The sequence below is a fragment of the Shewanella carassii genome, assembly GCF_019670705.1.
Taxonomy (GTDB): domain Bacteria; phylum Pseudomonadota; class Gammaproteobacteria; order Enterobacterales; family Shewanellaceae; genus Shewanella; species Shewanella carassii.
On the sequence record NZ_AP024618.1, the window covers coordinates 101,036 to 113,914 of the forward strand.

The 12,879-nt window shown below is 54.1% G+C and carries 6 protein-coding genes; 4 read left to right on the forward strand and 2 right to left on the reverse strand.

Annotated features, from left to right (window positions below; all coding sequences use genetic code 11):
• Positions 1-273 precede the first annotated feature (273 nt).
• The 3 genes from K5621_RS00445 (at position 274) to gorA (ending at position 3,070) form a co-directional block, all read left to right on the forward strand.
• Positions 274-981, forward strand: coding sequence for a hypothetical protein (locus K5621_RS00445; protein ID WP_221050169.1), 708 nt, complete (start codon positions 274-276; stop codon positions 979-981).
• A gap of 80 nt (positions 982-1,061) precedes the next feature.
• The gene (locus tag K5621_RS00450; RefSeq protein WP_221050170.1) at positions 1,062-1,586 is read left to right on the forward strand and encodes a hypothetical protein; all 525 of its coding nucleotides are present in this window, start codon (positions 1,062-1,064) and stop codon (positions 1,584-1,586) included.
• Between the two features lie 128 nt (positions 1,587-1,714).
• A complete protein-coding gene (gene gorA, locus K5621_RS00455) occupies positions 1,715-3,070 on the forward strand; it encodes a glutathione-disulfide reductase (protein ID WP_187575089.1) in 1,356 nt (451 codons plus the stop codon).
• 103 nt (positions 3,071-3,173) lie between these two features.
• On the opposite strand, the gene K5621_RS00460 is transcribed toward gorA, so the two are convergent.
• Positions 3,174-3,941: a hypothetical protein gene (locus K5621_RS00460; protein WP_221050171.1), complete on the reverse strand. Its 768-nt coding sequence runs from the start codon at positions 3,939-3,941 to the stop codon at positions 3,174-3,176.
• A 262-nt stretch (positions 3,942-4,203) separates the two neighbouring features.
• On the opposite strand from K5621_RS00460, the gene K5621_RS00465 reads away from it, so the two are divergent.
• Positions 4,204-6,300: a M13 family metallopeptidase gene (locus K5621_RS00465; protein ID WP_221050172.1), complete on the forward strand. Its 2,097-nt coding sequence runs from the start codon at positions 4,204-4,206 to the stop codon at positions 6,298-6,300.
• 83 nt (positions 6,301-6,383) lie between these two features.
• Here the strand turns inward: K5621_RS00465 and K5621_RS00470 are convergent, their stop codons facing one another.
• Positions 6,384-12,719, reverse strand: a complete 6,336-nt coding sequence (locus K5621_RS00470; RefSeq protein ID WP_221050173.1) for an Ig-like domain-containing protein — start codon at positions 12,717-12,719, stop codon at positions 6,384-6,386.
• Positions 12,720-12,879 lie beyond the last annotated feature (160 nt).

The window sequence follows — 12,879 nt, forward strand, 5'->3', positions numbered from 1 at the left end:
GCCTGGTCTTGCCGCCATGGCGGCGAATATTCAGGGGCGTGGCTAATAGATAAGGGTTCCGCTTTGATTTATCAAGGTGATCAAAGCGATTGGTGCCATCGCATGAGTCATGCCGTTGTGAAATTGAGCTATGGCCGACAGTAAACTGAATGCTCACTATCAATGCACAAAAAAGAGATAAATGATAACTGGATCCAAAACACGATTCGTTATCGTTTATCTCTAGGGGAGGTTGTTTAAAATGGGCTTTACTTTGTAAGTTTGGCAAGTTTTATGCGTTATCCCCTCTCATTGCTGGCACTCCTGTGCTGCAATCCAACATTGGCCGATGAGGCCACCGCAACTCAACTCACACTGGGTTGGGACAATCACTATGTTACTCAAGGGCGTGACAACCTGTCATCGGGTGGGATTGTCTGGAGTGGTCTTTACCATAGCCGTGGTGGCTTGAGTGCCTTTGCCTTGTTCGGCCGCGCCGACAGTGTTAACTATGCTGAACTCGATGTCGGCCTTGAGTATGGCTTCAACTTATTTGAGTCTTTGGAAGCCAATATTGGTATACAAAGGCTGGAATTTTACGGTGATGAGCGTGCCCATGACAATGAGGTGTATGCCTATCTCGCCTATCAGGGGCTGAGCTGGCTGACACCATCGATTAACTATACCTATGCTACTGAAGCCTCTGGTTATTTTGTTGAGTTGAGTCTGCACAGCCATTGGCAAGTGAACGAGCAACTGACTCTGACCCCCTATGTGACTCAAGGATTCGACTTTGGGTATGTTAGTCAGGCTCATGATGGCCCCAATCATCTGCAGCTTGGTGTCGAGGCATGCTACTCATTAACCCCTTCTTTAGTGGCTTCCTTGCATTTGAGTCACAGCATAGCGGAGGATGATATCAAGCAGCAGGCGCAAGAGGAGGATTGGCATGGCGACCTGGATCAGTCTTATGCCGGCTTGCATCTGCAGTGGCAGTTTTAAACTGGCTAACATTCACCGCAGCTTCTAGACTCTGATGTGAAGACAAACAGCGTCGACGGATCGATGCGGGGGTACAGGGAATGTTAACCTACAGAATCGGCGGGCTTTGCTGCCTGCTCCTTTGGTTGGGAGTCGCCCCATTGGCTGAGTCCCAGGCCGAATCAAGCTCAGACCTGAATCTAGTGTCGAGTTCAGAGCCCTCAATAGATAAGCAACTCAGCAACCCGGACAAAGAGCCTGGTTCGCTCCCTCTGGGGTTGGTGCTTGACAGCGAGGGCAATCCTATTGCCATTCCACAGCAGTTTGAAGCCGCACTTGAATATGAGTCTGCGCCCTTGCCCAAGGCCTCGCGCGACAGTAAACCAACGAAATCCCGAAAAAAGAAGCCATCCAAGCCTCGCCGCCAAGTCGCCGATGATCCCAGTTGTCGCTGGTTGGATAAGCGAATGACAGAGCTGGAGCGGCGCCTCAGGCAGAAAGATTCCCACACTGCCAGATTTTTGCAGGCTGAACTCGGCGAGCATCAACAGCAGTTTCGTTGCCTCAAGTGCTCAGGTTCAGGACCAGATACTCAGGATTATTCGCGCTGCACCTTGTATCACTGAAATTTTTACCGGCAGACTCTGGTCTGGTCACTTGATCTGAATCCCCCTACAATGGCTTAAAAGTATCCCGCCAGACGGGAGGTCGCCCTGTTGGGCGAAAGAATCTGTATCAATCGACGGAGATAAACATGGCACAACATTTTGACTATATCTGCCTGGGTGCGGGCAGCGGTGGTATTGCGTCAGCCAACAGGGCCGCCATGCGTGGCGCCAAGGTGTTGCTGATTGAAGCCAAACACCTGGGTGGTACCTGCGTCAACGTCGGCTGTGTGCCCAAGAAGGTCATGTGGTATGGCGCCCAAGTGGCCGAAGCCATGCATCTCTATGCCAAAGATTATGGTTTTGATGTCAGCGTCAACCAGTTTGACTGGAACACTTTGGTGGCCAGTCGTGAAGCCTATATCGAACGGATCCATGGCTCCTATGAACGCGGTTTGGCCAACAATAAGGTCACTGTGGTTAACGGCTATGGCCGCTTTGTTGATAACCACACCATTGAGGTCGACGGCGAACACTACAGTGCCGAGCATATTCTGATCGCGACCGGTGGCGCGCCCAGCATCCCCGACATTCCCGGGGCAGAACATGGCATAGACTCGGACGGTTTCTTTGCCCTGCGTGAACAGCCCAAGCGGGTAGCCGTAGTGGGTGCCGGTTATATCGCGGTGGAAATTGCCGGTGTATTGCATGCCCTGGGCAGTGAAACCCATCTGTTTGTACGCAAACATGCGCCGCTGCGTAACTTCGACCCCATGCTCTATGAAACACTGATGGAGTCCATGGCCAGTGAAGGGCCTTCGCTGCATACCCAGAGTATTCCCAAGGAAGTGCGTAAAAATGCTGATGGCAGCCTGACTCTGGTGCTGGAAAACGCTGAAGAGTACACAGTGGACTGCCTGATCTGGGCCATAGGTCGGGCACCGGCCACAGGCAATATCGGCCTTGAAAATACCGATGTGCAGTTGGATCCCAAGGGATATGTGATAACTGATGCCCAGCAAAACACCAGCGCCAAAGGGGTTTACTGTGTCGGTGACATCATGGCGGGCGGAGTGGAGCTGACACCGGTTGCCGTCAAGGCGGGTCGCTTGCTGTCAGAGCGTCTCTTTGGCGCCATGCCGGATGCCAAGATGGACTATGACTGCATCCCGACTGTGGTCTTCAGCCACCCGCCAATTGGCACCATGGGGCTGACAGAGCCTGAGGCCAAAGAGCGCTTCGGTGAGGATCAGGTGAAGGTCTACACCTCCTCCTTTACCTCCATGTACACTGCGGTTACTGCGCACCGTCAGGCTTGTAAGATGAAGCTGGTTTGTGCCGGCGCCGATGAAAAAGTCGTCGGGATCCATGGTATCGGCTTTGGCATGGATGAAATCCTTCAGGGCTTTGGCGTCGCCATCAAGATGGGCGCCACCAAGGCTGACTTCGATGCCGTAGTCGCTATCCATCCAACGGGCGCAGAAGAGTTTGTTACTATGCGTTAAGCTGTGACTCGTTGAGTCAAGCTTGTAAAAAAGCGCCCTTGGGCGCTTTTTTGTTGTCTGCGGCGGCTGTAATGTCATTGCCGAGGCGCCATTTTACTCAAGGCTAAAGGCTTTCCGCTTGTGTCGGTGCTTTCGAGTCCTGAGGTTCCAGGCAAGCCAGTAATTGCTGTTGGGCTTCATCGCGCTGCGATTTATCTATCATGCCATAAAGAATTCTCAGTTCATGACTGACCCCTTGCTCGTCTCTAACCTTGAGCGTCAACTTGCTGCTATCCTGATAACCCAGAGTGATTTTATCTAAGGGTAACAAGTAAAACTGTTTGCCACTGGAGTCGGGTGAGAAGGAGATCCCTTCATTGACTATGGCAAACAGGTAGCCGGATTTTTTGATCTGGTATTTGATCATGGCGAATAAAGCGGCGAAAGCCATAAATCCCCCTACCGCCGACCCGAAGCCCATCATGAGCACGCCTATAGCCATCATGATTGCTGTGCCCCCGGTAATATCGGCATATTTAAACACTGTATGATGCTGCTTCACCTCCTCAGGGTCGCTCTTTTGCAGGTTACGGAAGCGATAACGCTTCATATCGTTCCCCAGGCCATCGAGGAAAAATATACTCCAGGGAATAAAGGGAAGGCTGGCAATGATTGCCATGGTCAGCGTCAGTTTTTGATAACGACGGAAAGTAAACAAACAGAGGCACAATACGACAAAGGCACTCAGGAAGAGTAGCTGCAGCTTTTCAGCACCGCTTTGGCTCATCCCCACTTCTCGAATAAGCACTTCATCTATTATCACGGGAGTTAGGCAGAGAAAGAGTAGCGTGACAGCTAACCCGATCCAGGTTGTGGTTGAAATCCATTTCATGGTTATTTCCTTTGTTAAGCCTTCTTGGCTTGAGGTTTCTGCAATAGGTTGAACAGCTTCTCCACAATAAGCCAGAAATCCGCCTTTGCCTATTGCCTTTTGGGTGGGAATTACCTCAGACGCTTTTGAGGTTAAGGGATGCGCTGGGGGCAATCTGCCTCATATCTTGTGACAGTTTTCTGCTTGGCCGCCAAGCGGTGAAATGAGATAGACTCGAAGATTAAACGCCTGAAAATCCATAAATAAGATCAAGGAGATTTGCATGTTCAAGCCCAATGCAATCGCGCTGTTTACCGCCGCGGCCCTGCTCGGCGGCCTGGTCGCTTGCCAGTCTCAAGAGACTGCTTCAACCAAGTTGCCGTCTGTGACTTCCAGTCAGGGAGAGGCAAATATAGGCATCAGTCTGGCGGCCATGGATACCAGTATTAAACCAGGAGATGACTTCTACAATTACGCCAATGGTCAATGGATGCGGGATACCAAGATACCTGCCGACCGAGCCTCCACTGGGTCTTTTCTGGTGGCTTTTGAATCGACCGAGCAGCACAAGGCCGAATTGATTGCTGAGCTGGTGGCCAAGCCCCATGCTGCCGGTAGTGATGAAGCGCGAATTGCCGATTTTTATCTGGCCTATACCAATACTGATGCCATCGAAAAAGCCGGCCTGCAGCCATTGGCGAATTACCAAAAGCAGATAGCAGCCCTGAAAACCAAACAGGCGCTATCGGCGGCCTTGGGAGCCAGTTTACGGGCCGATGTTGACCCGCTCAATGCCACCGACTATCACACTGAGAATCTGCTGGGGGTATTTGTCACCCAAGGGCTGGCGACTCCGGGAGAGGTATTGCCCTATCTGTTGCAGGGCGGGCTGGGATTGCCGGAGCGGGAATACTATCTGTCGGGCGATCCCAAGATGCAGCAACTGCGGCAGGCTTATCGCCACTATGTCGAGACCTTGTTGCAAACCGCCGGCATAGACAATGCCGGTGAACGGGCCGAGCGAATATTCGCGCTGGAGCTGAAAATAGCTGCCGCTCACGTCAGCCGTGAAGACAGTGAAGACTTTGCCAAATCATCCGCAGTTTGGAGCCGGGCTGACTTTGACACCAAGGCCCCGGGTATCGACTGGCAGGCATTCTTTGAGGCCGCGCAACTTGGCCAGCAGCCACGCTTTGCCGCTTATCATGGCTCTGCCATCCGCGCACTCTCGGCCTTGGTAGCTTCCGAGCCGCTGGCGAGTTGGCAAGATTGGTTGCTGTTCCACCAGATCAATAGCCACACAGATGTCTTGCCTTCGGCGCTGGATCAGGCGCACTTTGCCTTCTATGGCACGACCTTGTCAGGCACGCCTATGCAACGCAGCCGCGATAAGCGCGCCTTGGAGGCGTTGGATAATTATCTGGGAGATGCTGTTGGCCGCGCCTATGTGAGCCGTTATTTCCCGGCGTCGGCCAAGGCCAAGGTCAGCGAGTTGGTGGATAACATAGTCGATGCCTTCCATGGCCGGGTTGAGGCGATTGATTGGCTGGCACCGGCCACCAAACAGGAAGCTCTGGCCAAGGTTGATACTCTGGTGGTGAGTGTGGGCTATCCGGATAACTGGCGTGATTACAGCCATTATCAGGTGGGGCAGAGTGCTTATGCCAATGCCGTGGCCGGTGAACGGGCCGAATACGCTCATCAATTGGCCAAAATAGGCAAGCCCCAAGATAAAGGGGAATGGTGGATGAACGCCCAGATAGTCAATGCGGTAAACCTGCCGGTGCAAAACGCGCTCAACTTCCCGGCCGGGATACTGCAACCGCCGTTTTTTGATGCCACGGCCGACGATGCCTATAACTATGGTGCCATAGGGGCGGTCATCGGCCATGAGATCAGCCACAGCTTTGATAATAATGGTGCGGCTTTCGATTCCAGCGGCGCTATGCGCAATTGGTGGACTCAGGCGGACTTTGAGCATTTCGCCGCCCAAGGGGACGCCCTGGCCAAGCAGTTTGACAAATATGTGCCTTTCCCCGACTTGCATGTCAACGGCAAACTGACTCTGGGGGAGAATATTGCTGATGTAGCCGGATTGGCTGCCGCTTACGATGCTTACCGGGCGTCACTCAAGGGCAAAGAAGCACCTGTTATTGCCGGTTTTAGCGGTGATCAACGTTTCTTTATCGGTTATGCCCAAACTTGGGCAACCAAGATGCGAGATCAGGCCATGCGCCAACGTATTGCCACCGATGGTCATGCCCCCGGTAACTACCGGGCCCTGACTGTCCGCAATCTGGATGCCTGGTATAGCGCCTTTGATGTCAAACCCACAGATGCGCTCTATTTGGCGCCAGAGGACAGAGTCAGGATCTGGTAAGCCTACCGATAATAAGACCGCCATCAGGCGGTCTTATTACATCTTGGCGGATCGCTTAAGCCCAATCCTGCGCTAATCCAAACTCAGAAAAAGAACTCCAGACCAAGAAAGACACCGTCTACCTGATTTCTGTCCAACATATAACGGCGGTAATCGGCTCTGATCGCCCACTGTTCGGAGAGTTGATATTGGCCACCCAGACCCCAGTAGAAGTCGACGCCAGAGTCGTCATAACGCAACTCTTGCTGTAGCCACTGGCTGCTGAAGTCGCTCTCCCAGATAAATATCCCGCCGTTGAGGCTGAAAGACCAGTCGTGGTATCGCCAAAAGCGGTATTCGGCTCCGGCAGTTACCCCGGAGGCCAGTTGCGGCCCAAGGTTGGCAAGTGATTGCTGCAAGCCCTGTGGGTCGAGTGTGCTGCCCCCCAGCATGAGTGAGGTTTCGCCCAAATCAAGATAGCCAAACTGCAGCGCCCAGGCATCATTAGCCTGGTAGTTCAGCGCCACAGACCAGGCGAAATCATCTTTGTCCAACTCCGTCAGTTTGACCTCTGCCGGTAAGGCCTGGTTGATATCCGACTCCGAGAGGCGGGCATGGCTGTAACCCAAGTTGAGGTTCACAGACCAGCGCGCCTGGGCATTGAAACTGACCCCAATTGCCAGTAGCAGCAACAGCGGCAGGCTTGCCAAACGCAGGCTTAAGCGCCTGAATCCTGCCATTAACAGCATTAGTGCCAAGGCCCAGGGGGCGACCGCCCCGCCGGAAGAGCGGTTTTCCACCACAACCTCTTGATAGGCTGTGACCGTCACCACTACCTGAGCGGTTGCCGAGGCGCCGTTGCCATCACTGACACTGAAGCTGATGATGTCTGTGCCCGCAAAGCCGGTCTTAGGTTGATAGCTCAGCGTCTGTGATGTGGTGATGCTGACGCTACCGGATTGAGCCACAGCGCTTTCCAGTGTCAGGCTGTCGTCATCCGGGTCACTGGCAGTGCTCAATACATCCAGCTCTATCGCCGTCCTGTCGTCCGTGCTGGCGCTGCTGTCATTAACCACTGGTGCCCTGTTGTAAAAGACAACCAGCTCTGCATGGCTCATTGCCGTACCACCCATGCCGTCGCTGACGGTATAACTCAGCTGTGCGTTGCCGATAAAGTCTTCCGGCGGCGTGTACATCAGACTGAGCTTGTCGTCACTGACACTGATCTCACCGATAGAGACACTGGCCTGCACCAGATAGAGGCTGTCGTTATCGGCATCATTATCGTTGGCCAGTACGTCCAGCAGATGTGGCTGATTCCATGGCAAACTAAAGCTGTCAGCCTGGGCGATGGGTGCTTGGTTGGCTGATAGCTTCACGGCAACGCCGCCCGGGTCGACTATGGTGCCATTGGCTTGGCCGTCACCGTCGTTGGGGCCACCATCCTGAATAAGCAGTTGCACACACCAATGACCTTCAGTGAGGCCACTCTGCCAGCTGGCATCGCCCATTGGTGGACAATATCCGGGTTCTCCCGCGCTGCTAAATACCTGATTGTTGGCATCTGTTACAAACTCCTGCCAGCCGGAAGCGACATATTTACGGTATTGAGCTTGTGCCGGTATCGCCTGAACTTGCGGGATCACTATGCTGACTCTGCCGCCATATTCACTGCCCTCGAGTTCGAAGTCGAATAAACCTCCGACAATTTTCCCTTCACTGTCATCTGGCAACATTGAACCATCTTCCAGCTCAATACCGTTCTCCAGCCGCTGCAGACCTAGCAGCCCCTTACGGGAGCAGATGCCGGGTTGCGCCTCGGCCAGGTAGCTATTGGGGCGGCTGAGCTGTTCGGGGATCACATTACAAGGGTGATCGCCCTGCAGATAGGCCGGAATACCATTGCCGTCCGGATCGCCATAGCCTTCGGCACTATCCGGTAAACGGTTGTTGTTGGCGTCTGTTTCCCCAAGAGTCGGTAGCTGTGCCAGCAGCAATAGCTTGAGACTCTTGCTGCTTCCCAGTTGGGGGGAACCATCGTCCATGGCGTTCAATGTCAGCGTCACAATCCCTGGAGCCAGCACTGCGGGGTCAAAGGTGAACTCGTTTGCTGAGGTCGAGAGGTTTGTCATGGCTGGCTCGCTGGACCAACTGAGGCTGATGTTGTCTGCCGGGTTGGGGTCAGCGACTTCTGCCGTTACCGTTACCAAGCCATCCGAGCTGCTGACACTGGAGCGCATTTCACCCTGTTGACTGGCGCTCAAGCTGAGGTTGGGCGCCAGATTATTGTTACTGATGCGTATTTCAGTTGCGGCGTTGTGTCCGGGGTTTTGGTCGCCGTCCAGGGTGATTGTCAGCGATTTTTGTTGCCCGGCGGTCAAGTCGGCAAAAACATTGAACTCCAGGCTGGTGGACATTCCCTGACTCAAGAGCAGGCTTCCGCTTGCAAGGTTATGGTCTTGACCTGCAATCGCATCGCCGCTGACACTGTAGCGGATTTCCATCGGATACTCGGGGGCCGAGCCGTTGAGTAAAACCGGCACCTGCACTTGAGTGAAGTTGGCGACAGTTTTCGAGGCTCCCAGGTTAATCCTGGGGTACACGGTAATCAACTGCGACGCTGTGGCACTTACCCCCTTACCATCTGTGGTTTTCCAGTAAGCCAAATGTTGGCCGGGAGCAAAAAACGGGAAGCCGTTCAACAAGGATACCGGAATGGGGTTGTCATCGCTGTCGATGGCGCCGACCCGACCCAAGTTTACCCGGGTAAACAGACCTGTGGCGTTGGCTGTGACATCGGCCGGGATATTGATGACGGGGGCTTCTGGATTACTGCCTTCTATGCTGAAGCTCACCTTGGCACTGTCATAAAACTCTCCGTCCGTGATGCTGTAGCTGAGTCGCACCTGACCATTGAAGTTTTCCGGCACTGTCAGTTGCAGCTTATCTCCCAGTACAGTAGCAGTGCCCAGGCTGGTGCTGATATCCACAATCGTCAGTGGATCGTCATCTGGGTCACTGTCGTTGGCCAGTACATCGAGCAAATAACTATTTTCCTGGCTGAAGGCTTGGGTTATCCGGTCGTGGTTGGCCTGTGGCGCTTGATTGACAGCCTTTACTTCCACACTAAAGGGAGCCAAATCTGTACTGAGCGCACCATCCGAGACTCGAATAATGATGTTGTTACTCATGCCTACATGCTCCCGCAGTGGAGTACCACTGAGCTCGCCGCTTGCCGTGTTGAAACTGGCCCAGGCCGGTTTGTTGCTGATGCTGAACGTCAGAGGATCTTGATCCGGATCTGTGGCGGTGGGGATAAAGCTGTAATAACTATCCTGATCTACGCTGCCGACTGGAGTGCCTGAAATACTGGGGGCCTTGTTATCCGGCTCCGGGGTTACAGTATTGGAGGGGCTCGAGGCCGGGCCTGTGCCTGCTATGTTGCTGGCGCTGACAGTAAAGCTGTAGTCGGTGCCATTGCTCAGGCCAATGACCGTCAGGGGCGATCCGGCGCCGCTGGCGGTGAGGCCGCCTGGGCTTGAGGTGACGGTATAGCTGCTGATCGCGGCGCCGCCACTGCTGACGGGGGCTGCGAAACTGACTGTGGCACTGGCATCAGAGGCAACGGCGTTGACGGACGTGGGCGCTCCTGGCACCACGGCATTGACCGTAAAGCTCTGGGTCACAGTTGGCGCAGCATTGTAGCTGCTGTCTCCGGGCTGATCGGCATCGATACTGCAATTACCCGTGGTGACAAAGGTTAAGGTGCCGGAGGCCGTGATGGTACAGACCCCAGTGGTCGTGGAGCTGAACACAGGCGTCAGTCCTGAGCTGGCGGTAGCGGTAAGGGTTGGCGCGCTGCCAAAGCTCTGCGCCCCCGGGTTGCTGAAGCTGATGCTCTGGTTGGCCTTGGGGGTTACCGTATTGGAGGGGCTTGAGGCCGGGCCCGTACCCGCTGTGTTGCTGGCGATGACAGTAAAGCTATAGTCGGTGCCGTTGCTCAGGCCGCTAACTGTCAGTGGCGAACCGGCGCCGCTGGCGGTAAGGCCACCCGGGCTTGAGGTGACGGTATAGCCGCTGATCGCCGCGCCGCCGGTACTTGCCGGGGCACTGAAACTGACTGTGGCGCTGGCATCAGAGGCAACGGCGTTGACGGACGTGGGCGCCCCGGGCACCACGGCATTGACCGTAAAGCTCTGGGTCACGGTTGGCGCCGCATTGTAGCTGCTGTCCCCGGCTTGGTCGGCGTTAATGCTGCAACTGCCCGCACTGACAAAGCTGAGTGTGCCGGTAGTTGTGATGCTACAGACCCCTGTGGTCGTGGAGCTGAACACAGGCGCCAACCCTGAACTGGCGGTGGCGGTAAGGGTTGGCGCGCTGCCAAAGTCCTGCGCCCCCGGGTTGCTGAAGCTGATGGTCTGGTTTGCCTTTGGGACTACCGAGTTGGATGGTGCGGATGGCGAGCTTGTACCCACGGCATTGATGGCCTGCACGGTAAAGGTATAACTTGTGCCGTTGATCAGGCCTGTAACCCCTATCGGCGAGTTGGCGCCACTGGCGGTGATCCCGCCTGGAGATGAAGTCACTTGGTATGAGGTAATCGCAGAACCACCATCACTCGCTGGCGCCGAGAAGTTGACCACGGCTTGGCTATCCAAGGCCGAAGCCGTGCCTATGATGGGGGCGCCGGGAACAGTTGGGACGGCAACAGTATGAACATCGCCAGAGGTGTAGGCTGCCGGACCTGTGTTGGCCTGAGCATCGCTGATGTTGGTTGCTGCTTTCAGATCCAGGCGCAGCGAACCATTCCCGCTGATATTGTTGATAGTGACAGTAACACTGGTGCCTGAGCTGGCGGATACCGACGCAATATTGCCTGCGGCAGAGCCCGTGTTGGTCAGGTTAAAGTCGTCGGTCGAAATATTATTGGCCAATTCATTGAAACTAACTGTGTAACTGATGCTAGTTGCGGTATCTGCGGGTGAGCCATCGACAGTCATGCCGGTCACTTCCGGAGCAAGGTCATCCACCACTGTGATGCTAAAGGCTTTTTCAAATGTGGCATTGCCTGAATCTGTCGTCTGCACCCGGATGCTATAACTACCACCAACCAAGGTGGAGGCATTGTTGGCCCTGAGGGAATCACCACTGAGATTGAAGTTGCTATTGTTGGTGTCACCACTACCGGCAATCAAGGCATAACTGAAACTGTCACCAACATCGGCATCCGTGGTTGTCAGGGTGCCCACCACAGCATTGCTGCCGCCGCTTTGGCTGACTGAGTTGTTGGAAAGCGAGATATCTGTTGGGCTTTGATTGACGCTAAAGGCCCCGGCGACAGCTAATGTAACACCACTGCTGCTTCCCTGGAGTATGGAACCATTGGTTTGGCTGTCATTGACAACTGTGCCGCTGGTTTCGTTGAGTTTCCAGTAGCCAATCAAGCCGGTTTCATTGCCCGCCAGCTCGAGCTGGCGGTTATTTTGAATTTCGGTTTGAGTCCGCGCCGTGCTCCAAAGGCGGACTTCATCCAATTTACCGATAAAGTTACTTACCGCAGTATTATTTTGAATGCCGGCGACCAGGTTGTTGACGTTTGCCGCTTGATAATTCGGCACTGTGTTATTGCCACCATTGTCTGGGATGCCACTACCATAGGATTGGCCATTGACATAAAAACTCCATTGACCGCTGTCGAAGACAAAGGCGAAGTGATACCAAGTGTTGATACTGAGCGGAATAGGATTGCTCTGGGTTAAGTTACCGAAATCGTTAATTAAATCCACCGTCAATAGGCCATTGACGAGAACAAAGCCGCCCGCGTCGGCAGTACCGGTAATATCCATCAGATTGATAACGCCGGAAACGCTGGGAAGGTTGGCCCACAACTCCAGGGTGAAAGTGTTGTCATTCGATAGCGCGGCGGCGGCATTGGTGAGGGTAACCGCATCCCCATCGGAGAATTCGTAAGCTGTGTTGGACAATAGTGTATTAAACCCTCTCACGTCACCGGAAAACAATGTCCTGGCTGCAATGGCCGAGGATGTGGAGTATTCGAGTTGCCAATCACCGCCAAGACGCTTGTTGCCTGTGGCGTTGATTGAGGCCAATACGGGGCGGGCTAAAATCGAGGCCAGATTATCGACAAAGGCTTGGCCCTTTTTATCCTGAGCCAAGTTACAGGCGTACAGATAGAGAGGGGCACCCGGCAGTAGCAGTTGATCCAACTGGATGGCCAGTTCCCGTGGCGCCAACTTGTGGCCCGCCAACAGTATTTCGCCGCTTTGACCGTGAGTGATCAAGTGTAAACCCGAGTACTTCTTGTCTTGGACTATCAAGGCGTTGAGTTCGGTCAGTTCGGTAATGGGTCTAGCGGTGAGGGCCGTGGTAGATGCCTGTTCCAGCAAGGTTTGATATTGAGAGATTGTGGCATCGACCAAGATGAGCTCAGCCTTTGCCCCTGGTTCTGTGACACTCTTTGCTTGTACAAATGGTAAAAGCAACAATGTCACCAGGCTTAATATCCGTATTAAAGAGTTCATGGTTTTGGCAGCCCTGAATAGTCTGGTGTTAGCTTGAGCAATTCAACGGCAGCGGGAA